This window comes from Rathayibacter sp. AY1D2 (assembly GCF_002932695.1).
In the GTDB taxonomy this organism is placed as follows: domain Bacteria; phylum Actinomycetota; class Actinomycetes; order Actinomycetales; family Microbacteriaceae; genus Rathayibacter.
In genome coordinates this window covers 1-23398 of sequence record NZ_PSVX01000057.1, presented here as the reverse complement: position 1 = coordinate 23398, position 23398 = coordinate 1, and the positions used below count along the sequence as shown (strand labels likewise).

Genomic DNA, 23398 nt, shown 5'->3' with positions numbered 1-23398 from the left:
AGGCGCAGGAGCAGCGCGGCGCCCACGACGAGCACCGCTGTGCCGAGCACGCCGTGCACGACGGTCACGCTCTCCCAGTGGAACTGCATGCGGGGCACCTCCGCGGAGTCGCCGGCGTGCGGGCCGGTTCCCGTCACGAGGGTCCCCACGAGGATCACGAGGAGCGTCAGGCCGACGAGCCCGATGCTGAGCGCCCGCGTCGCGCGGTCCGGCTCGAAGGCCACGGACTGCGAGCGGTGGGCGCGGTGCCACGTCAGTGCGGTGGTGGTGAGGAGGGCGATGGCGAGAACGAAGTGCCCGGCCACGATGTACGGGTTGAGGCCCGAGTGGACGGTCGCGCCGCCCGCGAGGGCGTTCGCGACGACGAGCCAGAACTGCGACCAGGCGAGCCGGGTCATGGTGCGGTCGCGCGGCTTCTGCAGGCGCGCGGCCGTGATCGCCCAGCCCACCGCGACCACGAGGACGCCGGTGAACGCGCGGTTCGTGAACTCGATGAAGCCGTGGATCCCGAGCTCGGGGGTCGAGGTGAGCGAGCCCGGCTCGCACGCCGGCCAGGTGGGGCAGCCGAGGCCAGAGCCGGTCAGCCGGACGACGCCCCCGAAGAAGATGATCAGGATGCTCGCGACGAGCGCCGCGGTGGTCCCCCAGCGCAGTGCGCGCGGACCCAGGGTCACCCGCTCGGCGAGCAAGGAGAACGGCGTCACCATCAGAAGGGGAGCAGCGGGTCGATGCCGACGGCGAGGAAGAGCAGGGTGAGGTATCCGATGGACCCGTGGAACACCCGCATCGGCGAGACGTGCTCGTGACGGATCGCGAGGCTGTAGAGGCGGTGCGTCTCGGCGATGAACCAGACTCCGCTGCCGAGCGCGACCACCGTGTAGAGCACCCCCATGCCGGCGACGGGGATCAGCAGGAGCGAGCAGGCGACGGTGGCCCAGGCGTAGAGGATGACCTGGAGCCCGACGATCGTGCGTCCGCGCACGACGGCCAGCATCGGCACGCCGGCGGCCTGATAGTCGTCCCGGTACTTCATGGACAGCGGCCAGTAGTGCGGCGGCGTCCAGAGGAAGATGACGGAGAAGAGGATGACGGGGGCCCAGTCGAGCGAGCCGGTGACCGCCGCCCAGCCGATCAGCACCGGCATGCAGCCCGCGATGCCGCCCCACACGATGTTCTGCGGCGTCCGGCGCTTGAGGAAGAGCGTGTAGAACACGACGTAGATCAGGATCGCGGCGAGCGAGAGCCCCGCGGAGAGCCAGTTGGCCGTGAGGCCGAGCCAGACGATCGACAGGACGCCGATCGTGGTCGCGAAGACGAGCGCGGACCGGTCCGAGATCTCCCCGGTCACGAGCGGCCGGTTCTTCGTCCGGTTCATGATCCGGTCGATGTCGCGGTCGAAGTAGCAGTTGAACGCGCCCGCGGACCCGGCGCTCAGGGCGCCGCCGATCAGGACGTTGAGGACCAGCAGCAGATTCGGGATCCCGCCCTGCGCCAGGATCATCGTCGGAGCAGTCACCACGAGGAGCAGCTCGATCACGCGCGGCTTCGTCAGAGCGACGAAGGCCTTCACCTTGCGCGAGAGGGTCGTCGGCGACGCCCCGTCCCGCTCGACGGCGGTGGTCTCCACGACTGCGTCCATTGCTCCTCTAACGATTCGATGATCCCGAACGAGTGTAATGCGCCCGTCCGGGAGCCGGGCCCGGCGTGCACGCTTGTCCAATCGGACGCAGACATATGCGACCACGCAACCCCCGGTCAGCGGCGCACCCCCCTCCGTATACTCGGGACTGCTCGCCAGAGCGCCCGGCACGCACCCGAGCCCGCCCGACGATCGTCGGCACGGGGCCGAGAGGGCCGTCGCCGGAGCATCGTGTCGAAGTCGTCATGCGGCGTGCTCCACCATGCGAGAGGGCGGACGGTCCCCGTCTGCCCCACGTCTCGAGAAGGGTCAGTACCAAGTGTCAGAACTGCAATGGGAATCCATTGACGAGAAGGCAGTCGACACGGCGAGGGTTCTCGCCGCGGATGCGGTCGAGAAGGTCGGCAACGGCCATCCCGGAACCGCCATGAGCCTCGCGCCCGCCGCCTACCTCCTGTTCCAGAAGGTCATGCGCCGCGATCCGTCCGACGCGACCTGGATCGGCCGCGACCGGTTCATCCTGTCGGTCGGCCACTCCTCGCTGACCCAGTACGTCCAGTTCTACCTGGGCGGCTACGGACTCGAGCTCGACGACCTCAAGGCGCTGCGCACCTGGGGCTCGAAGACCCCGGGCCACCCGGAGTACGGCCACACCGACGGCGTCGAGATCACCACCGGGCCGCTCGGCCAGGGCCTCGCCTCCGCCGTGGGCTTCGCCTACGCCTCGCGCTTCGAGCGCGAGCTGTTCGACCCGGAGGCCGCCGCGGGCACCTCCCCGTTCGACCACTTCGTCTACGTGATCGCCGGCGACGGCGACCTGCAGGAGGGCGTCACCAGCGAGGCCTCCTCGCTGGCCGGCCACCAGAAGCTCGGCAACCTGGTCGTCATCTACGACTCCAACCAGATCTCGATCGAGGACGACACCAACATCGCCTTCACCGAGGACGTCAAGGCGCGCTACGAGGCCTACGACTGGCAGGTCCAGGTCGTCGACTGGAAGAAGACCGGCGAGTACCACGAGGACGTCGCCGAGCTGCACGCCGCGATCGAGGCCGCGAAGGGCGAGACCGACAAGCCGTCGCTCATCATCCTGCGCACCATCATCGGCTGGCCGTCGCCGAAGAAGCAGAACACCGGCAAGATCCACGGCTCCGCCCTGGGCGCCGACGAGCTCCGCGGACTCAAGGAGGTGCTCGGCTTCGACCCCGAGAAGACCTTCGACGTCGCCGACGAGGTCATCGAGCACACCCGCAAGGCCGTCGAGCGCGGCCAGGCCCAGCACGCCGAGTGGGACGAGCAGCTCGCCGCCTGGGCGTCCGCGAACCCCGAGAAGAAGGAGCTGCTCGACCGGGTCCTCTCGGGCGAGCTGCCCGAGGGCGTCCAGGAGGCGCTCCCCGTCTTCGAGCCCGGCAAGGAGGTCTCGACCCGCGCCGCGTCCGGCAAGGTCATCAACGCCCTCGCCGGCGTGATCCCCGAGCTGTGGGGCGGCTCCGCCGACCTCGCCGAGTCGAACAACACGACGATCGAGGGAGCCGGCTCCTTCGTCCCGACGGAGTTCTCGACCCACGAGTGGACCGGGAAGAAGGGCGGCCGCGTGCTGCACTTCGGCATCCGCGAGCACGCCATGGGCGCGATCCTCAACGGGATCGTCCTGCACGGCAACACCCGCCCCTTCGGCGGCACCTTCCTGATCTTCTCCGACTACATGCGCCCGGCGGTCCGTCTCGCCGCGCTCATGAAGGCGCCGGCCATCTACGTCTGGACCCACGACTCCGTGGCGCTCGGCGAGGACGGCCCGACGCACCAGCCGGTCGAGCAGCTGTCGACCCTCCGCGCGATCCCGGGCCTGGACGTCGTCCGCCCCGGCGACGCGAACGAGGTCGCCTACGCCTGGAAGACCATCCTCGAGCGCCGCGAGGGCCCCGCCGGCCTCGCGCTCACCCGTCAGAACATCCCGGTGTTCGAGCGCGGCGAGGGCGACGCGGAGGGCGAGACCTTCGCCTCCGCCGCGAACGTCGCCCGCGGTGCCTACATCCTGGCCGAGGCGCCGGGCGGCACCCCGGACGTGATCTTCATCGCGACCGGCTCCGAGGTCCAGATCGCCGTCGAGGCGCGCGAGGCCCTGAGGAGCGAGGGCGTCAACGCCCGCGTCGTCTCGGCTCCGTCCCTCGAGTGGTTCGAGGAGCAGGACGCCGAGTACCGCGAGAAGGTCCTGCCCTCCTCGGTGAAGGCGCGCGTCTCGATCGAGGCCGGCCTGAGCCTGGGCTGGCAGAAGTACGTCGGCGACGCCGGCCGCTCCGTCTCGATCGAGCACTTCGGCGCCTCGGCCGACTACAAGACCCTGTTCCGCGAGTTCGGGATCACCACCGAGGCGGCACTGTCCGCCGCCAAGGAGTCGCTCGCAGCCTCCTGACCCGAAGGCCGCGTCCACCACGGACGCGGCCTTCGCCGTCGGAGCAGCGGCTCCCCCTCACACCACGCACCACCTACGCAGAAGAAGAAGAGACATGACCGAGAACACCCCCACCGCAGAGCTCTCCGCCGCCGGCGTCAGCATCTGGCTCGACGACCTCTCCCGCTCGCGCATCTCCACCGGAGGGCTGCAGAAGCTCATCGAGGAGAAGAACGTCGTCGGAGTCACCACGAACCCCACGATCTTCGCCGCGGCCCTGACCAACGGCGAGTCCTACGACGCCCAGGTGCGCGAGCTCGCCTCCGCCGGCACCTCGGTGACCGACGCCGTCTTCGAGATCACCACCGACGACGTCGCCGCGGCGTCCGACATCTTCCGCCCGATCTACGACGCGACCAACGGCTACGACGGCCGCGTGTCGATCGAGGTCGAGCCCGGCCTGGCGCACGACGCCCAGGGCACCATCGAGCAGGCCAAGGCCCTCTGGGCCAAGGTCGACCGCCCCAACGCGATGATCAAGATCCCCGCGACCGTCGAGGGCCTCGAGGCCATCACGGAGGTCATCGGCTCCGGCATCTCGGTGAACGTCACCCTGATCTTCTCGCTCGCCCGCTACCGCGCCGTCATCAACGCGTACCTGGCCGGCCTCGAGAAGGCCAAGGACGCCGGCATCGACCTGTCGACCATCCACTCCGTCGCCTCGTTCTTCGTCTCGCGCGTCGACACCGAGATCGACAAGCGCCTCGAGGCCGTCGGCACCGACGAGGCCCGCGCCCTCAAGAGCAAGTCCGGCGTCGCCAACGCGCAGCTGGCCTACGAGGTCTTCGTCGAGGCGTTCGCCACCGAGCGCGCCCTGCTGCTCCAGGAGTCCGGCGCCAACCGCCAGCGCCCCCTCTGGGCCTCGACCGGCGTCAAGTCGACCGACCTCCCCGACACCCTCTACGTGACTGAGCTCGTCGCGGCCGGCGTGGTCAACACGATGCCCGAGAAGACCCTCGAGGCGACCTTCGACCACGGCGTCATCACCGGCGACACCGTCACGGGCTCGTACGCCGACGCGAACGCCGTCCTCGACGCCGTCGCGGCGCAGGGCGTCTCGTACGCCGACGTCACCGAGCTGCTCGAGAAGGAGGGCGTGGAGAAGTTCATCGTCTCCTGGAACGAGCTGCTCGACACCGTCACCGCGGCGCTCGAGGGCGCGAAGGCGCAGGCCTGATCATGGCCATCCAGATCCACGTCAGCGGAGACGCCGAGAAGGCCGTCGACCGCGTCGTCCCGGAGCTCGTCGCCGACGAGGTCGCCTCCGGCATCACCGCCCAGGTCCCCACCCTGTGGGGCGCCGCGGCGGAGGAGGAGGCGGCCAAGCGCCTCGGGTGGACCGAGTCGACCACCGTCTCCCGCCCCCTGATCCCCCAGATCCTCGCCCTGCGCGAGGAGTTCCAGGCCAAGGGCATCGACCACATCGTCCTCGGCGGCATGGGCGGCTCCTCGCTCGCGCCCGAGGTCATCACCCGCACCGCCGGCGTCGAGCTCACCGTGCTCGACTCGACGGCGCCCGGCCAGGTGCTCGCGGCCCTGAACGACCGGCTCGCGTCGACCGCGGTCGTCATCTCCTCGAAGTCCGGCTCGACCGTCGAGACCGCGAGCCAGAAGAAGGCCTACGAGAAGGCGTTCACGGAGGCGGGCATCGATCCGCTCGACCGCATCGTCATCGTGACCGACCCGGGCTCGCCCCTGGACACCTCCTCCCGCGAGGCCGGCTACCGCGTGTTCAACGCCGACCCGAACATCGGCGGGCGCTTCTCGGCGCTCTCCGCGTTCGGCCTCGTGCCGTCCGGGCTCGCCGGCGCCGACATCGAGGCCCTCCTCGACGAGGCGGCCGAGGCCTCCCTCGGGCTCGCCGTGGACTCCCCCGAGAACCCGGGCCTGATCCTCGGAGCGGCGATCGCCGCGACCAGCCCGCGCCGTGACAAGCTCGCGATCGTCGCCGACGGGACCGACATCGTCGGCTTCGCCGACTGGGCGGAGCAGCTCATCGCCGAGTCCACCGGCAAGGACGGCACGGGCATCCTCCCCGTCGTCCTCGGCACGCTGGCCCCCGAGCTCTCGGAGGACCTGCCCGACGTGCAGGTCGTCCGCCTGGTCGAGGACGCCACGGCGCTGCACCTGTTCCCGCGCGACCGCCACGAGGGCGAGATCCTCCTCTCCGGCTCGCTCGGCGCTCAGATGCTGACGTGGGAGTACGCCGTCGCCGTCGCGGGTCGCCTCCTGGGCATCAACCCGTTCGACCAGCCCGACGTCGAGTCGGCGAAGGTCGCGACCCGGGCCCTGCTCGAGAAGCGCCCCGAGCCCGAGGCGCCCGCGTTCACCGACGCGGGCATCGAGGTCACCGGCAGCAGCAGCGTCACCGAGGGCGTCTCGACCGTCGCCGCCGCTGTCGACCGCCTCCTCGCCCAGCTGGGCGACGGCGGCTACGTCTCGATCCAGGCGTACGTCGACCGCCTCGCGCTCCCGCAGCTCGAGGGCGTGCGCGACCTCCTCGCCGCGCAGGCCCAGCGCCCCGTCACCTTCGGGTGGGGCCCGCGCTTCCTGCACTCGACCGGGCAGTACCACAAGGGCGGGGCGCCGACCGGCGTGTTCCTCCAGATCACCGAGCGCTCCGACGTGGATCTCGAGATCCCGGACAGCCCGTTCACGTTCGGCCAGCTCATCCTGGCCCAGGCCGCCGGCGACGCGAGCGTGCTCGCCGAGCACGGCCGGCCGGTGCTGACCCTCACGCTGACCGACCCCGAGGCCGACCTCGAGGCGCTCTTCGAGGCCCTCAACACCTGATCCGACGGGCACGCCGCCGCTGCGCTCTCGAGCGCGCGGCGGCGTGCCCGCGGTCGTCCCGCGACCACTTCCCGGGGCAGCAGCCGGGTCCGCCCGCTCCTCCCCCTCCCTCACCGATAGCAGTGCGCCGGTCCCACCGGCACACAGAAGGACACTGCACATGTCTGTGGACATCACCCCCGAGTTCAACCCGTTGAGGTTGAGCTTCGACCGCCGGTTGAACCGGATCGCCGGGCCCAGCGGCCTCGTCATCTTCGGCGTGACCGGCGACCTCTCCCGCAAGAAGCTCATGCCCGCGGTCTACGATCTCGCCAACCGCGGCCTCCTGCCTCCCGGCTTCGCCCTTGTCGGGTTCGCCCGGCGCGACTGGGACGACCAGGACTTCGAGCAGGTCGTCCACGACTCCGTGAAGAAGCACGCCCGCACCGAGTTCCACGAGGAGGTCTGGGCGCAGCTCGCGCAGGGCATCCGGTTCGTGCAGGGCGAGTTCGACGACCCCGAGGCGTTCGCCCGCCTGAAGACGACCGTCGACGACCTCGACCGCGAGCGCGGCACGAACGGCAACTTCGCCTTCTACCTCTCGATCCCCCCGAAGTCCTTCCCGCAGGTCACCGAGCAGCTGCGCAGCTCCGGCCTCGCCGAGCAGAAGGACGGCCAGTGGCGCCGCGTCGTCATCGAGAAGCCGTTCGGCAGCGACCTGAAGACGGCCCGCGAGCTGAACGACGTCGTCGAGTCGGTCTTCCCGCCCGACTCCGTCTTCCGGATCGACCACTACCTCGGCAAGGAGACGGTCCAGAACATCCTGGCCCTCCGCTTCGCCAACATGATGTACGAGCCGCTCTGGAACTCGAACTACGTCGACCACGTGCAGATCACCATGGCCGAGGACATCGGCGTGGGCGGGCGCGCGGGCTACTACGACGGCATCGGAGCGGCGCGCGACGTCATCCAGAACCACCTGCTGCAGCTGCTCGCCCTGACCGCCATGGAGGAGCCGATCTCGTTCGACGCGGCCGACCTCCGTGCGGAGAAGGAGAAGGTCCTCGCGGCCGTCCGCCTCCCCGCCGACCTCTCCACTTCTACCGCCCGCGGACAGTACGCCGGCGGCTGGCAGGGCGGCGAGAAGGTGCTCGGCTTCCTCGAGGAGGACGGCATGAGCCCCACCTCGACCACCGAGACCTACGCCGCCATGCGCCTGGACATCGGCACCCGACGCTGGGCCGGCGTGCCGTTCTACCTGCGGGCCGGCAAGCGCCTCGGCCGCCGCGTCACCGAGATCGCGGTCGTGTTCAAGCGGGCACCGAAGCAGCTCTTCGCCGAGAGCCAGACCACGTCGCTGGGCCAGAACGCGCTCGTCATCCGGGTCCAGCCCGACGAGGGCGTCACCATGCGCTTCGGCTCGAAGGTGCCCGGCGCCGGCATGCAGGTGCGCGACGTGACGATGGACTTCGGCTACGGCCACGCGTTCACCGAGGCGAGCCCCGAGGCCTACGAGCGCCTCATCCTCGACGTCCTCCTGGGCGAGCCGCCGCTCTTCCCCCGGCACGAGGAGGTCGAGCTGTCCTGGAAGATCCTCGACCCGATCGAGGAGTTCTGGGCCACGCAGGGCCAGCCCGAGCAGTACCGCCCCGGAACCTGGGGCCCCGATTCCGCCGACGAGCTCCTCGCCCGCGACGGCCGCACCTGGAGGCGTCCATGATCGTCGATCTGCCCGACACCACGACGAGCGAGGTCTCGAAGACCCTCGTCAAGATCCGCGAGGAGGGCGGCGCCGTCGCCCTCGGCCGCGTCCTCACCCTCATCATCGCGACCTCGCGGGGTCACGAGGAGGAGGCCATCGAGGCCGCGAACGACGCGTCGCGCGAGCACCCGATGCGCGTCATCGTGGTCTCGAAGGACGACGGCACCACCACGGTCCCGGTCGACGCGACGGCGCGGGTCGACGCGCAGATCCGGGTCGGAGGCGACGCCGGCGCGAGCGAGGTCGTCGTGCTCCGTCCCTACGGAGACGCGGCCGAGGACGAGGAGAGCCTGGTCACGGGCCTGCTCCTCCCCGACGCCCCCGTCGTGGCCTGGTGGCCGAACAGCGCTCCGGACAACGCCTCCGCGTCCCCGATCGGCCGGATCGCCACTCGGCGGATCACCGACGCGTCGGCCCAGTCGAACCCGGCGGAAGCGCTGCACCACCTCGCGTCCACCTACGCCCCCGGCGACACCGACTTCGCCTGGACCCGCCTCACCCTCTGGCGCGCGCAGCTCGCCGCCGTGCTCGACCAGCCGCCCTACGAGCCGATCACGGCCGTCGAGGTCTCGGGCGCGCCCGACTCCCCCTCCACGATCCTGCTCGCCGCCTGGCTGCAGCTCGAGCTCGACATCCCCGTCGACCACGAGCTCACGATCAGCGCGACCGGGTCCAGCGGGATCCACGGCGTCCGGCTCATCCGCGACTCCGGAGTGATCGAGCTCGAGCGCTCGGTGCCCAACGTCGCGACGCTCACGCAGCCCGATCAGCCGGTCCACGACATCTCGCTCCCCCGCCGCAGCCTCCGGGACTGCCTGGCGGAGGAGCTGCGCCGGCTCGACCCGGATGACCTGTACGGTGAAGTGATCTCGCGCGGGGTCGACATGCTCACTGAGAAGGCCGAGGCCCGCAGCGCCTCCTGAGGTGTGGGCGCCCGTCCAGGGCGCCCGCACCTCAGAGCTTCCCGACACGGAGCCGAACCCCGCCGATCGGCACCCGAACCCGAAGGAGTCCCCTGAGATGACCACCGAACGCCGCGTGCTGGTCCACCGCGACAAGCAGACCCTCGCCGGCTCGGTCGCCGCCCGGTTCCTCACTAAGACGATCGACGTCCTCGACGACCTGGGTTCGGCGAACGTCGTGCTCACCGGAGGGACGATGGGAGCCGCCACGCTCAAGGAGATCGGCTCCTCCTCCGCCGCCGGCAACGTGGACTGGTCGCGCGTGCACTTCTGGTGGGGCGATGAGCGCTGGGTGCCCCGCGGCCACGAGGACCGCAACGACGTCCAGGCCGGGGACCTCTTCAGCGTCCTCGATGTGCCGGCGGCGAACGTGCACTCCTACCCGGCCTCGGACGAGGGCCTGGACCTCGACGGCGCCGCCGCTGCCTACGACGCGGAGCTGCGCGAGCACGCCTCCGAGGGGCGCGACTACCCGCGCTTCGACATCACCTTCCTCGGCGTCGGGCCGGACGGGCACATCGCGTCGCTGTTCCCCGAGCGCTCCGCGATCCGCTCCACGACGCCCGGCGTCCTCGCCGTCCGCAACTCTCCGAAGCCGCCGCCCGAGCGCCTCACCCTCACGCTGCCGCTGATCAACCAGTCGGACCGCATTTGGATGGTGCTCGCCGGCGCCGACAAGGCCTCGGCCCTGGGCCTCGCGCTCGCGGGTGCCAGCACGAACGAGGTGCCCGCGTCGGGCGCGTTCGGTCGCAAGCGCACGGTGTTCTTCGTCGACCAGGAGGCAGCGGCCGAGGTCCCCGAGTCGCTCATCGCTCCGAGCTACTGAGCCCGGTCCGGAAACGACGGAAGGCCCGTCCCCTGAGGGGGCGGGCCTTCCGTCGTTCGTCGTGCGGTGAGGATCAGGACGGGGTCGCGGTGCCTCGTCGGGCGCGCAGCTGCTGCAGCGCCTCCTCGAGGAGCTGAGCCGCCTCGGCCTCGGTGCGGCGCTCCTTCACGTAGGCGAGGTGCGTCTTGTAGGGCTCGGTCTTCGCGACCTGGGGCGGGTTCGCCCGGTCGCGGCCCGCGGGGAGACCGGACTGCGGGGAGTCGATCACCTCGGGGATCTCGTCCTCGGGGAGGGCCGCCGAGAAGTGGCGCACCGTCTCGTTGCCGAGAGCGTCCCAGTAGGAGACCGCGACGCGCTCCGCGTGGAAGCCCCGGTCCTGCTCGCCCATGGGTCCTGCGCCGACGCGCGAACCGCGGATTGCACTGCCGCCTGATGCCATTGCGAGTACCCCTATGCTCCGGTGGTGAACTTGGTGATGAGTCCGAGCACCACGATGCAGGCCAGCCAGACGACGCCCAGGATCACGGTGATGCGGTTCAGGTTGCGCTCGGCGACGCCCGACGCGCCGAGGTTGGAGGTGACTCCGCCCCCGAACATGTCGGACAGACCGCCGCCGCGCCCCTTGTGGAGCAGGATCAGCATGGTGAGCAGGAGGCTCGTGATGCCCAGGATGACCTGGAGCACGACCTGGAGGATGTCCACGCGGTACCTTTCGAAGTTCTGGCGCGTTGCGCGCCCCGACGAGTATAACGGCGCCTGCGAATCCGCGAGGAATGCGTCGTCCCGTGTTCGGGGCGATGTATAGGAGTGTCCGTCGAGGGGCGGAGCGGGTGGCCTCGTCGCGGTGCCCTCGACAACCTCTTCAGTCGCCGGACCGCGAGGCTGTGATCCACGTACCAGCGGACCGATCGAGCCGAACGCGCCACGCTCTCGGAGGGCACCCCGCGACGAGCCGACAGCACCGCACCGGCCAACGCGCGAAGCCGGTGTGGGATCTTCCGAGGCGAACCGGTGATCCGCGTTCCAGCGGATCGACGTAGCCGGACGCATCCCGCTCCCGGAACCGCGCCCCGTCGCGAAGCCGACCGCGCCACGCCGCGCAGGGAGCGGCGTGGACGACAGCGAGGCGAACCGGCGATCCGCGTCCGAGCGGATCGCCGTAGCCGAACGCATCCCGCTCTCGGAACCGCGCCCCGTCGCGAAGCCGACCGCGCCACGCCGCGCGGGGAGCGGCGTGGACGACGAAAGGGCGGGCCCGATGGGCCCGCCCTCTCGTCGCAGCAGCTCAGACCCCGACGTGGTTCCGGAATCGTGCGATCGCCGCGAACTCGTCGACCTGGAGGCTGGCGCCTCCGACGAGTGCTCCGTCGACGTCGGGCTCGCGCATGAAGCCGGCGATGTTGCCGGACTTCACGGAGCCGCCGTAGAGGATGCGGGTCTTCGCGGCGGTGTCGGCGCCGAGGACGTCGGCGACGACACCGCGGAGCGCCTTGCAGACCTGCTGGGCCTGCTCGGGCGTCGCGGCCTGTCCGGAGCCGATGGCCCAGACCGGCTCGTAGGCGACGACGAGGTCGGCGTCCGCGGGGAGGCCGGTGAGGGCCTCCTTCAGCTGGGCGACCGGCACGGCCGACGGGCCGTGCTTCTCGAGGTCCTCCGCGGTCTCGCCGACGCAGATGATCGGAGCGACGCCGTGATTGACGGCCGCAGCCGACTTGGCGGCGATGTCCGCGTCCGTCTCGCCGTGGAGCGTGCGACGCTCCGAGTGGCCGACGATCACGTAGTCGCAGTCGAGCTGCTTCAGGAACTGACCCGAGATCTCACCGGTGTAGGCGCCGCTGTCGAACTTCGAGACGTCCTGCGCGCCGTACTTGAGCGGCAGCTTGTCCGAGTCGACGAGGATCTGCACGGGCCGGAGGTCCGTGAAGGGCGGGAACACCGCGACCTCGACGCCGTCGAAGTCGTGATCGGCGTCCTTGAGGCTCCACGCCAGCTTCTGCACGAAGGCGATGGCCTGGAGGTGGTCCAGGTTCATCTTCCAGTTGCCGGCGATGAGCGGGGTGCGGGCGGTGGTGTCTACCATCCGAGGACCTCCAGTCCGGGGAGGCGCTTGCCCTCGAGGAATTCGAGGCTCGCTCCGCCTCCCGTCGAGATGTGGCCGAACTGGTCGTCGCGGAACCCGAGGGCGCGGACGGCCGCGGCGGAGTCGCCTCCGCCGACGACGCTGAGACCGTCGACCTCGGTGAGCGCCTGCGCGACGGTCTTGGTACCCGCCGCGAACGGCTCGAGCTCGAAGACGCCCATGGGGCCGTTCCAGAACACCGTCCTGGACGCCGCGATGATCTCGGCGAAGTGCGCGGCGGTGTCCGGTCCGATGTCCAGGCCGAGGCCCTTCTCACCGAAGGGCGTGCCCTCGATCGCGTCAGCCGAGGCGACCTGGTGCTCGGCGCCGGGGCCGAACTCCGACGCCACGACGACGTCCGTCGGCAGGACGATCTCCACACCCAGCTCCTTCGCCTTCGCGAGGTAGCCGAGCACGGTGTCGACCTGGTCGGCCTCCAGCAGGCTGGCGCCGACCTCGTGGCCCTGGGCCTTGAGGAAGGTGAAGAGCATTCCGCCGCCGATGAGGATCGAGTCGACCTTCGGCAGCAGGTGCTCGATCACGCCGAGCTTGTCCGAGACCTTCGAGCCGCCGAGGACCACCGCGTAGGGGCGCTCGGGCTTCTCGGTGAGCCGCTCCAGCACCTCGAGCTCGGCCGCGATCAGCGTGCCGGCGGCGCTGGGGAGAAGCTCGGCGAGCTCGTAGACGCTCGCCTGCTTGCGGTGCACGACGCCGAACCCGTCGGAGACGAAGGCGTCACCGTAGGCGGCCAGCTTCTCGGCGAAGGTGCGGCGCTCGGCCTCGTCCTTGCTCGTCTCGCCGGCGTTGAACCGGAGGTTCTCGAGGACGACGACCTGGCCGTCCTCGAGGGCGTCGACGGCGGCCGAGGCCGCCTCCCCGACGGTGTCCTCGGCGAAGGCCACCGGAGCGTCGAGCAGCTCGCCGAGGCGGGCGGCGACGGGAGCGAGGCTGTACTTCGCCTCGGGCTTCCCCTCGGGGCGCCCGAGGTGGCTCACGACCACGACTCGGGCGCCCTCGGAGACCAGACGCTGGAGCGTGGGCACCGACGCGCGCACGCGGCCGTCGTCCGTGATCGTTCCGTCCTTCAGGGGGACGTTCAGATCGCAGCGGACGACGACGCGCTTGCCTGCGAGGGAGCCCAGTGAGTCCAGAGTGCGGAACGTCACTGCGCGCAGCCCTTAGAGCTTGCCGGCGACGAACTCGGTGACGTCGACGAGGCGGTTGGAGTAGCCCCACTCGTTGTCGTACCAGGAGGCGACCTTGACCTGGCTGCCGATGACCTTCGTGAGGCCCGCGTCGAAGATCGACGAGTGCGGGTCGGTCACGATGTCGCTCGAGACGATCGGGTCCTCGGTGTACTTGAGGATGCCCTTGAGGTCTCCCTCGGAGGCCGCCTTGTACGCCGCGTTGATCTCCTCGACGGTGGCGGGCTTGGTCAGCTCGACGGTGAGGTCGGTGATCGAGCCGGTCGGGACCGGGACGCGGAGGGCGTAGCCGTCGAGCTTGCCGACGAGCTCCGGGATGACCAGGCCGAGCGCCTTGGCGGCACCGGTCGAGGTCGGGATGATGTTGACGGCGGCGGCGCGGGCGCGACGCAGGTCGCTGTGCGGGCCGTCCTGGAGGTTCTGGTCGGCGGTGTAGGCGTGGACCGTGGTCATCAGGCCGCGCTCGATGCCGAAGTTGTCGAGCAGCACCTTGGCGAGCGGCGCGAGGCAGTTCGTGGTGCAGGACGCGTTCGAAATGATGTCGTGCGTCGCGGGGTCGTAGGTGTTCTCGTTCACGCCGAGGACCAGGGTCGCGACGTCGCTGCCGGTGGCGGGAGCGGAGACGATGACCTTCTTGGCACCCGCGGTGATGTGCTTGCGCGCGTCCTCCGACTTGGTGAAGCGGCCGGTCGACTCGATGACGACGTCGACTCCCAGCTCGCCCCAGGGGAGGTTCGCGGGGTCGCGCTCCTCGAGGACGATGATCGGCTTGCCGTTGACGACGATGCGGTCGCCGTCGAGCTCGACGGTCGCGTCGAGGCGGCCCGTGATGGAGTCGTACTTCAGGAGGTGCGCGAGGGCCTTGTTGTCGGTGAGGTCGTTGACCGCGACGATCTCGAGGTCGCTGCCCTTGGCGAGGGCTGCACGGAAGAAGTTACGGCCGATACGGCCGAAGCCGTTGATGCCGATCTTGACGGACACAGATATCTCCTGGTGAGGAAAGGCACCTCGACGGTGCAGTGGAGGGGTGGAAGCCGACGACAGGGCGTCCCGGACGCGGGGCCCGGGACGCCGAGATCGCTACGACAGTAGCAGCAGGCCCGAAGTCTTCTCGCGGGCCTTCTCGAAGCGCGCGGAGACGTCGGCCCAGTTCACGATGTTCCAGAACGCCTTGACGTAGTCGGCCTTCACGTTGACGTAGTCGAGGTAGAAGGCGTGCTCCCACATGTCGAGGAGGAGGACCGGGACGGTCGCCGCGGCGAGGTTGCCCTGGTGGTCGTAGAGCTGCTCGATGATGAGCTTCTCGCCGAGCGAGTCCCAGGCGAGGATCGACCAGCCGGAGCCCTGGATGCCGAGGGCCGAGGCGGTGAAGTGGGCGCGGAACTTGTCGAACGACCCGAAGTTGTCGTCGATGGCCGCGGCGAGCTCGCCGACGGGCTTGTCGCCGCCGTCCGGCGAGAGGTTGTTCCAGAACACGGTGTGGTTCACGTGACCGGCGAGGTTGAAGGCGAGGTCCTTCTGGAGCTTGTTCACGTTCGCAAGGTTCTCGCTGTCGCGAGCCTCCTGCAGCGAGGCGAGGGCGGTGTTCGCCCCGGCCACGTACGTCGCGTGGTGCTTGTCGTGGTGGAGCTCCATGATCCGCCCACTGATGTTCGGCTCGAGGGCCGAGTAGTCGTAGGGCAGTTCGGCGAGCGTGTAGTCAGCCATGTGCGATCTCCTGTTCGTGGTCGTCGCTCCCGTGCGACCCGCCGGCGTCTCGGCGTCCTCCGCGAGGCGGAGGAGGAGGGCCGGGAGTGTCCTGAGCGACCCGGTCAGTCTAGCGAGGGGGCCCCTCCGCGTTCGGAGGGCTTGCGTTGTTCGACCAGGAGACACTCAGCGTTCGCCGGGCGGGGCGCGCCGTGCGGCCGGGCCTACAGGTCCTGCAGCTCTGCCGGGAGGTTCGCGTCGGTGCCCGGGATGTCGAGGTCGGACGCGCGCTTGTCGGCCATCGCGAGGAGGCGGCGGATGCGGCCGGCGACGGCGTCCTTCGTCATCGGCGGATCGGCGTGGTGGCCGAGCTCGTCGAGGCTCGCGTCGCGGTGGGCGAGGCGCAGGCGCCCGGCGTAGCGGAGGTGCTCGGGGATGTCGTCGCCCAGGATCTCCATCGCGCGCTCGACGCGGGCGCACGCCGCGACGGCGGCCTGGGCGGAGCGGCGGAGGTTCGCGTCGTCGAAGTTGACGAGGCGGTTCGCGGTCGCCCGCACCTCGCGGCGCTGGCGCAGCTCCTCCCAGCTCGCGACGGTCGCGGTCGCGCCCATCAGGGTGAGCATCGCGCTGATGCTCTCGCCGTCGCGGATGACGACCCGGTGGACGCCGCGCACCTCGCGGGACTTGGCCTGGACTCCCAGGCGTCCGGCGGCTCCGACGATCGCCATGGCCGCCTCGTTGCCGGGGCAGATGATCTCGAGCGCCGCGGAGCGGCCCGGGTCGGTCAGCGAGCCCTGGGCGAGGAAGGCGCCGCGCCACAGGGCGGCGAGCTCCTCGCGGGAGCCGGTCGTGAGGCGGTTGGGCAGGCCGCGGACGGGCCGGCCCCGCTGGTCGAGGAGGCCGGTCTGCCGGGCGAGGGTGTCCCCGCCCTCGACGACGCGCACCAGCCAGCTCGTGGTCCTCCGGGATCCGCCGGCCGAGACGATGCTGCCCTCGCTGCGGACGCCGTACAGCTCGGCGAGGTCGCGGCGCACGCGGGTCGCGAGCGGGGCGGAGTCGAGCTCGACCTCGACCGCGAGGCGGTTGGAGATGATGTGCAGTCCTCCGGAGAAGCGGAGGATGGTCGCCAGTTCGGCGGCACGGACGGTGTTCTTGCGCGAGACGATCGCGACCAGTTCGCCCTTGACGTCTGCGGTGAGGGCCACGGAGTCTTCCTTACGTCGGGTGCGCGGCTGAGCGCGCGGGGATCATTCTCGGCCGAGGTCGCGGTGCGCCACGTTGACGGCGACGCCCGGCAGCTCGGCCAGACGGGCCGCGACACGGCCCGCGACCGCGACGGAGCGGTGCTTGCCTCCCGTGCAGCCGATCGCGATGGTCGCGTGGCGCTTGTTCTCGCGCTGGTAGCCGTCGAGCACGGGGCGCAGGGCCCGGGAGTAGGAGTCGATGAACTCCTCGGCGCCCTGCTGGGCCAGCACGTAGTCTCTCACCTCTTCGTCGAGACCCGTGTGCGGACGCAGCTCCGGGATCCAGTACGGGTTCGGCAGGAACCGCGCGTCGGCCACCATGTCGGCGTCCGTCGGCAGCCCGTACTTGAAGCCGAAGCTCATCACCGTGACCTGGAGGCCCGCGCGGCCGGCCTCGGCGAAGCGCTCGGTGATGCTGGTGGCCAGCTGGTGGATGTTGAGGTCCGAGGTGTCGATGACGATGTCGGCCGACTCCCGCAACTGAGCGAGTCGCGTCCGCTCGGCGGAGATGCCGTCGAGGAGGGTCCCCCGGCCCTGCAGCGGGTGCGGACGGCGCACCTGCTCGAAGCGGCGGACGAGCGCGGCGTCGGTGGCCTCGAGGAACACCACTCGGAGGTCGACCCCGGCGCGCAGCTCGCGGACGATGTCGCCGAGGTCCTCGAAGAAGTCGCGTCCGCGGACGTCGACGACCGCCGCGATCTTCGGCAGCGTGTCCCCCGCACGCTGCGCCAGGTCGACCAGCGGGCGCAGCATCTGCGGCGGCAGGTTGTCGACGACGTACCAGCCGAGGTCCTCCAGCGCGTTCGCGGCCGTGGACCGGCCCGCTCCGGACATCCCCGTGACGATCAGCACGTCCTGCTGCTCGCTCTCCCTGCTCATGCGCTCTCCGTGCTCGTGTCTGCTCGTGTCCTCGGTGCCGGGCACCGGCCGCTCTCCCCCGGAGCGCGGGCCTCCAGCCTAGGGCGTGCCCCCGACGGCGGACCCGTCCGGATGCAGGTGCGCGTGGATCGCGCCCGCCAGCGTCGGGCCGATGCCCTTGACCTCGGCGATCTCGGCCTCGCCCGCCTCGCGGAGCCGGGCGACGGATCCGAAGTGCTTCAGCAGGTCGCGGACTCGCGTGCCTCCGAGCCCGGGCACCTCGGCCAGCTGCGACGAGATGTCGCGCTTGCGACGCGTCCTCTGGTGGGTGATCGCGAAGCGGTGCGCCTCGTCGCGGATGCGCTGGAAGAGGAAGAGCGCATCGCTGTTGCGCGGCAGGATGACGGGGAAGTCGGAGTCCGGCAGCCAGATCTCCTCGAGGCGCTTGGCGATCCCGCAGAGGGTGATGCCGGTCACCCCGGACTCGTCGAGCGCGCGCTGCGCGGCTGCGACCTGCGGCTGGCCGCCGTCGACGATCAGCAGCTGCGGGGGGTACGAGAACTTGCGCCGCTTGGCCTCGCCGGTCTCGGGGTCGACCGCCGCGGGCTCGACCGGCTCGCGGAGGTACGCGAGGCGGCGGGTGAGCACCTGGTGCAGCGACTCGGTGTCGTCCGTCGACTCCGCGATGGAGAACCGCCGGTACTGGTCCTTCCGCGCGAGCCCGTCCTCGAAGACCACCATCGAGGCGACGATGTTGGTGCCGCTGAGGTGGGAGACGTCGTAGCACTCCATCCGGAGCGGCGCCTCGCTCATGCCGAGGGCGTCGCGGATGTCCTCCAGGGCCTGCGTCCGAGCGGTGAAGTCGGCGGAGCGGCGGGTCTTGTAGAGCATCAGCGAGTGCTTCGCGTTCTGCGTCGCCGTCTCGAGGAGGGCGGCCTTGTCTCCGCGCTGGGCCGCTCGGAGGCGCACGTTCGTGCCGCGCAGTCCGCTCAGCCACTCCTCGAGCGCCTCGGTGTCCTCGGGCAGCTCCGGCACGACGACCTCCCGGGGCGGGACGTCGCCGGTCTCGTAGGCGGCCTGGAGTGCCGTGTCGACGAGCTCCGCCGTGCTCATGTCGAGCTCCTTGTCGACGACCCAGCCCCGCTCGCCGCGGATGCGCCCGCCGCGGACCCGGAACTGCTGCACGGAGGCGGCGAGCTCGTCGTGGACGATCGCGTAGAGGTCGACGTCCACGTTGTCCTTGAGCACGACCGCGCTCTTGGCGAGGACCGCGTCGAGGGCGGCGGCCTGATCGCGCAGCTTCCCCGCGCGCTCGTACTCCATCGCCGCCGCGGCCTCGCGCATCTCCTTCTCGAGCTCGCCGATCATCCGGCGGTCGTGGCTGCCCATGAAGGCGACGAAGCGGTCGACCATCTCGCGGTGCTCGGCGAAGGTGACGCGGTGGGAGCAGGGCCCGCCGCAGCGGCCGATCTGCGACGCGAAGCAGGGCTTGCCGCTCTGCATGGCGCGCTTGTAGTTGGAGTCGTTGCAGGTCCTGATCGGGAACGCCTTGATCATCAGGTCGATCGTCTCGTGGATCGCCCAGATCTTGGGGTAGGGCCCGAAGTAGCGGGCCTTCCTGATCTTGGCGTTCCGCGTGACCATCACCCGCGGGGCCTCGTCGCCGAGCGTCACCGCCATGTAGGGGTAGGACTTGTCGTCGCGGAACTTGACGTTGAAGGGTGGATCGAACTCGTTGATCCAGGTGAACTCGAGCTGCAGGGCCTCGACGTCGGTGCCGACGACGGTCCATTCGACGCCGGAGGCCGAGGTGACCATCCGCCGGGTGCGCTCGTGCAGGCTCGGCAGCGGGGCGAAGTAGTTGCTCAGCCGCGCGCGGAGGTTCTTGGCCTTGCCCACGTAGAGCACCCGCCCCCGGGCGTCCGTGAAGCGGTACACGCCCGGGAGGGTCGGGATCTCACCCGGCTTCGGCCGGAAGTCGACTGTCTGCGCCATGCCTCTCGCTCGCGTCAGCCGAGGATCTCGGCGAGGAACATGCCGGTGTGGCTGCCCTCGACCTTCGCCACGTGCTCGGGGGTGCCCACCGCGACCACCTGTCCGCCGCCGGCGCCGCCCTCGGGACCCATGTCGATCAGCCAGTCGGCCGACTTGATGACGTCGAGGTTGTGCTCGATGGTGATCACCGTGTTGCCCTTGTCGACCAGGCCGTTGAGGACGAGGAGGAGCTTGCGGACGTCCTCGAAGTGCAGGCCCGTCGTCGGCTCGTCGAGCACGTAGACGCTGCGGCCGTTGGAGCGGCGCTGGAGCTCGGTCGCCAGCTTGACGCGCTGCGCCTCGCCGCCGGAGAGCGTGGTCGCGCTCTGCCCGAGGCGGACGTAGCCGAGGCCCACCTCCACCAGCGTGCGGAGGAAGCGGTGGATCGCCGTGATGGGCTCGAAGAAGTCGGCCGCCTCGGCGATCGGCATGTCGAGCACCTCGGCGATGTTCTTGCCCTTGTAGTGCACGGTCAGGGTGTCGCGGTTGTAGCGCGCTCCCCCGCAGACCTCGCACGCGACGTAGACGTCGGGCAGGAAGTTCATCTCGATCTTTATGGTGCCGTCGCCCGAGCAGGCCTCGCAGCGGCCGCCCTTGACGTTGAAGCTGAAGCGGCCGGGCAGGTACCCCCGCGCCTTCGCCTCGGTGGTCTCGGCGAAGAGGTTGCGGATGCGGTCGAACACGCCCGTGTAGGTGGCGGGGTTCGAGCGCGGCGTGCGGCCGATCGGATTCTGGTCGACGTGCACGACCTTGTCGAGGTTCTCGAGGCCGGTGACGCGCGTGTGCTTGCCCGGCACCTTGCGGGCGCCGTTGAGCTGGTTGGCGAGCACGCGGTAGAGGATGTCGTTCACGAGGGTGCTCTTGCCGGAGCCGGAGACCCCGGTGACCGCGACGAACGTGCCGAGCGGGAACTCCGCGTCGACCTTGCGGAGGTTGTTGGCGTTCGCCCCGACGACCTTGATCATCCGCTTGCGGTCGATCTTCCGCCGCTTCTTCGGGACCTCGATCGCCTTGCGGCCCGAGACGTAGTCGCCGGTGAGCGAGTGGGTGTTCTCGAGCAGCGACTCGTAGGAGCCGGAGTGCACGACCTTGCCGCCGTTGACCCCGGCGCCCGGGCCGATGTCGACGATCCAGTCGGCGGTGCGGATGGTGTCCTCGTCGTGCTCGACCACGATCAGCGTGTTGCCCAGGTCGCGCAGCTTGATGAGGGTGTCGATCAGGCGGCGGTTGTCGCGCTGGTGCAGGCCGATGCTCGGCTCGTCGAGCACGTAGAGCACGCCGGTCAGCCCGGAGCCGATCTGGGTCGCCAGGCGGATGCGCTGCGCCTCGCCGCCCGACAGGGAGGCGGCGGCGCGCGAGAGGTTGAGGTAGTTGAGCCCGACCTCGATGAGGAAGTCGATGCGCGCGCGGATCTCGCGCAGCACCTGCGCGGCGATGTGCGCCTCGCGGTCGGTCAGCTCGAGCCGGCTCATGAAGTCCTGGGCGTCGCCGAGGCTGAGGTCGGCCACGTCCGCGATGCTCGCCCCGTGCACGAGCACGGCGAGCACCTCGGGCTTGAGGCGGGAGCCCTTGCACACGGGGCAGGGCACCTCGCGGAGGAACTCGGACCAGCGGGTGCGCTGGACGTCGGTCTCGGCCTGGACGAACTGGCGCTCGATGTAGGGCACGACGCCCTCGAAGCCCGAGGTGTAGCTCATCTCGCGGCCGTAGCGGTTCTTCCACTTGACCTTGACCTCGAAGTTGTCGCCGTGGAGGACGGCCTGCTGCACCTCGGTGCTGAGGCGCTTCCACGGGGTGGTGAGCGTGAAGCCGAGGTCGCGGGAGAGGCCGTCGAGCAGCTTCTCGTAGTACTGGAACAGGCCCTTGCCCTGGGTGGTCCAGGGGATGATGACGCCCTCGGCGATGCTCAGGTCGGGGTCGCCGAGCAGCAGCTCGTCGTCGACCGACATGCGCGTGCCGAGGCCCGAGCACTCCGGGCAGGCGCCGAAGGGCGCGTTGAAGGAGAAGGTCCGCGGCTCGATCTCGGTCAGCGAGATCGGGTGGTTATTGGGGCAGGACAGCTTCTCGGAGTAGGTGGTCCAGGCGCCGTCGCCCTCGCCGTCGACGTAGTTGATCTGCACGATGCCGTCAGTGAGCCGCAGGGCCGTCTCGAGCGAGTCGGTGAGGCGCCCGAGGATGTCGGGGCCGGCCACGAGCCGGTCGACCACGACGGAGATGTCGTGCTTGTACTGCTTCTTGAGCACCGGCGGCTCGCTCAGCTGGACGAGCTTCCCGTCCACCATGGCGCGGGAGTAGCCGCCCGCGGTCAGCTCCTTGAAGAGGTCGACGAACTCGCCCTTCTTCTGCGAGACGACGGGGCTGAGGATCTGGTAGCGGGTGCCGGTCTCGAGCTCCATCAGCTGGTCGGCGATCTGCTGCACGGTCTGCGCGGAGATCCGCTCGCTGCAGATGGGGCAGTGCGGGACGCCGATGCGCGCCCAGAGCAGACGCATGTAGTCGAAGATCTCGGTGATCGTGCCGACGGTGGAGCGCGGGTTGCGGTTCGTCGACTTCTGGTCGATCGAGACCGCGGGGCTGAGGCCCTCGATGAAGTCGACGTCCGGCCGGTCCACCTGCCCGAGGAACTGGCGGGCGTACGCGGAGAGGGACTCGACGTAGCGCCGCTGGCCCTCCGCGAAGATCGTGTCGAAGGCCAGGGAGGACTTGCCCGAGCCCGAGAGACCGGTGAACACCACCATCGAGTCGCGCGGGATCTCGAGGTCGACGTTCTGCAGGTTGTGCACCCGCGCGCCGCTCACCACCAGCTTCGAGGACGACTCGTCGAGCGAGGAGACGAAGCGGTGGAAGGAGGGAGAGGGGGTGGAGGAGGGGTCCGTAACGGCGTTCAGGATCGACACTCCGAAAGTGTATGCGGAGCCACCGACATCGCCCGTGGCGTTCGCTGGGCGCTGATCCGCGGGCCCCTCCCCTTGCGGATCAGCGCCCCCGATCAGGACAGGTGCCCGGCCTTCTCCATCTGGCGGAGCTCGCGCTTGAGCTCCTGGACCTCGTCCCGCAGCCGGGCCGCGAGCTCGAACTTGAGCTCGCCCGCCGCCTGGAGCATCTGCCCGTTGAGGTCGGAGATGATCGCCTCGAGGTCGTTGCCGCCGTTCGCGGCGAGACCCTGTCGGCGCAGGTTCGGCGTCGGGCTCTTCTTCTTGGCGTCGCGCCCGGCGAGCAGCTTGGCGGTGTCGGCCCCCTCGCGGGCGAGGGCGTCGGTGATGTCGGCGATCTTCTTCCGCAGCGGCGTCGGGTCGATACCGTGGTCGAGGTTGTAGGCGACCTGCTTCTCGCGTCGGCGGTCGGTCTCGTCGATCGCGAGCCGCATCGAGTCCGTCACCTTGTCGGCGTACATGTGGACCTCGCCCGAGACGTTGCGCGCCGCACGGCCGATCGTCTGGATGAGCGACGTGGACGAGCGGAGGAAGCCCTCCTTGTCGGCGTCGAGGATCGCCACGAGCGAGACCTCGGGCAGGTCGAGCCCCTCGCGCAGCAGGTTGATGCCGACCAGGACGTCGTACACGCCCGCTCGCAGCTCCGAGAGGAGCTCGACGCGCCTCAGGGTGTCGACGTCGGAGTGCAGGTAGCGGACCCGGACGCCGGCCTCCGTGAGGAAGTCGGTGAGCTCCTCGGCCATGCGCTTCGTCAGCGTCGTGACGAGCACGCGCTCGTCGCGCTCGGTGCGGCGCTTGATCTCCTCGAGCAGGTCGTCGATCTGGCCCTTCGTCGGCTTGACGACGATCTCGGGATCGATCAGGCCGGTCGGGCGGATGATCTGCTCGACGATGCCGTCGGCGATG

19 protein-coding genes are annotated in these 23398 nt (G+C 70.2%); 6 read left to right on the top strand and 13 right to left on the bottom strand.

The window, feature by feature from the left end; translation table 11 throughout:
• Together C5D04_RS14125 and C5D04_RS14120 are read right to left on the bottom strand one after the other, a co-directional pair.
• On the bottom strand, nt 1-704 hold a 704-nt coding region (locus C5D04_RS14125), incomplete at its 3' end, for a heme A synthase (RefSeq protein ID WP_181137722.1).
• A 2-nt stretch (nt 705-706) separates the two neighbouring features.
• Complete coding sequence (locus tag C5D04_RS14120; protein ID WP_104232635.1) at nt 707-1639, bottom strand: heme o synthase; 933 nt, start codon at nt 1637-1639, stop codon at nt 707-709.
• A gap of 319 nt (nt 1640-1958) precedes the next feature.
• On the opposite strand from C5D04_RS14120, the gene tkt reads away from it, so the two are divergent.
• From tkt to pgl, 6 genes are all read left to right on the top strand, one after another.
• Nucleotides 1959-4052 carry a transketolase gene (tkt, locus tag C5D04_RS14115; protein WP_104225291.1) on the top strand — a complete coding sequence of 698 codons (2094 nt, stop codon included), beginning with the start codon at nt 1959-1961 and terminating at the stop codon, nt 4050-4052.
• 94 nt (nt 4053-4146) lie between these two features.
• A complete protein-coding gene (tal, locus tag C5D04_RS14110) occupies nt 4147-5268 on the top strand; it encodes a transaldolase (RefSeq protein ID WP_104221924.1) in 1122 nt (373 codons plus the stop codon).
• A gap of 2 nt (nt 5269-5270) precedes the next feature.
• On the top strand, nt 5271-6884 hold the full coding sequence (locus C5D04_RS14105) for a glucose-6-phosphate isomerase (protein WP_104347875.1): 1614 nt from the start codon (nt 5271-5273) through the stop codon (nt 6882-6884).
• Between the two features lie 160 nt (nt 6885-7044).
• Nucleotides 7045-8583 (top strand): glucose-6-phosphate dehydrogenase, encoded by a 1539-nt coding sequence (gene zwf, locus C5D04_RS14100; protein ID WP_104225293.1) that lies wholly within the window; start codon nt 7045-7047, stop codon nt 8581-8583.
• Nucleotides 8580-9548, top strand: coding sequence for a glucose-6-phosphate dehydrogenase assembly protein OpcA (locus C5D04_RS14095; RefSeq protein ID WP_104232638.1), 969 nt, complete (start codon nt 8580-8582; stop codon nt 9546-9548). The genes zwf and C5D04_RS14095 overlap by 4 nt, the downstream gene beginning before the upstream one ends.
• A 97-nt stretch (nt 9549-9645) precedes the next feature.
• On the top strand, nt 9646-10413 hold the full coding sequence (pgl, locus tag C5D04_RS14090) for a 6-phosphogluconolactonase (protein ID WP_104221917.1): 768 nt from the start codon (nt 9646-9648) through the stop codon (nt 10411-10413).
• Between the two features lie 73 nt (nt 10414-10486).
• Here the strand turns inward: pgl and C5D04_RS14085 are convergent, their stop codons facing one another.
• From C5D04_RS14085 to C5D04_RS14035, 11 genes are all read right to left on the bottom strand, one after another.
• Nucleotides 10487-10852, bottom strand: a complete 366-nt coding sequence (locus tag C5D04_RS14085) for an RNA polymerase-binding protein RbpA (protein ID WP_055791968.1) — start codon at nt 10850-10852, stop codon at nt 10487-10489.
• Between the two features lie 11 nt (nt 10853-10863).
• Nucleotides 10864-11115: a preprotein translocase subunit SecG gene (gene secG, locus C5D04_RS14080; RefSeq protein WP_104221915.1), complete on the bottom strand. Its 252-nt coding sequence runs from the start codon at nt 11113-11115 to the stop codon at nt 10864-10866.
• Between the two features lie 583 nt (nt 11116-11698).
• Entirely contained in the window at nt 11699-12493 is a 795-nt protein-coding gene (gene tpiA / locus C5D04_RS14075; RefSeq protein WP_104267318.1) for a triose-phosphate isomerase, read from the bottom strand.
• Complete coding sequence (locus C5D04_RS14070) at nt 12487-13698, bottom strand: phosphoglycerate kinase (protein ID WP_104347874.1); 1212 nt, start codon at nt 13696-13698, stop codon at nt 12487-12489. The genes tpiA and C5D04_RS14070 overlap by 7 nt, the downstream gene beginning before the upstream one ends.
• A gap of 12 nt (nt 13699-13710) precedes the next feature.
• Entirely contained in the window at nt 13711-14718 is a 1008-nt protein-coding gene (gap, locus tag C5D04_RS14065; RefSeq protein ID WP_104221909.1) for a type I glyceraldehyde-3-phosphate dehydrogenase, read from the bottom strand.
• Nucleotides 14719-14817: 99 nt separating this feature from the next.
• A complete protein-coding gene (locus C5D04_RS14060) occupies nt 14818-15444 on the bottom strand; it encodes a superoxide dismutase (RefSeq protein ID WP_104221907.1) in 627 nt (208 codons plus the stop codon).
• Between the two features lie 203 nt (nt 15445-15647).
• The gene (whiA, locus tag C5D04_RS14055; RefSeq protein ID WP_104221905.1) at nt 15648-16628 is read right to left on the bottom strand and encodes a DNA-binding protein WhiA; all 981 of its coding nucleotides are present in this window, start codon (nt 16626-16628) and stop codon (nt 15648-15650) included.
• 42 nt (nt 16629-16670) lie between these two features.
• Nucleotides 16671-17546, bottom strand: coding sequence for an RNase adapter RapZ (gene rapZ, locus C5D04_RS14050; RefSeq protein WP_104347873.1), 876 nt, complete (start codon nt 17544-17546; stop codon nt 16671-16673).
• A gap of 78 nt (nt 17547-17624) precedes the next feature.
• Nucleotides 17625-19520: an excinuclease ABC subunit UvrC gene (gene uvrC, locus C5D04_RS14045; RefSeq protein ID WP_104268633.1), complete on the bottom strand. Its 1896-nt coding sequence runs from the start codon at nt 19518-19520 to the stop codon at nt 17625-17627.
• 14 nt (nt 19521-19534) lie between these two features.
• Complete coding sequence (uvrA, locus tag C5D04_RS14040) at nt 19535-22360, bottom strand: excinuclease ABC subunit UvrA (protein ID WP_244229661.1); 2826 nt, start codon at nt 22358-22360, stop codon at nt 19535-19537.
• 188 nt (nt 22361-22548) lie between these two features.
• Nucleotides 22549-23398 (bottom strand): helicase-related protein (locus C5D04_RS14035; protein ID WP_181130051.1); only part of this gene is annotated, 850 nt, incomplete at its 5' end.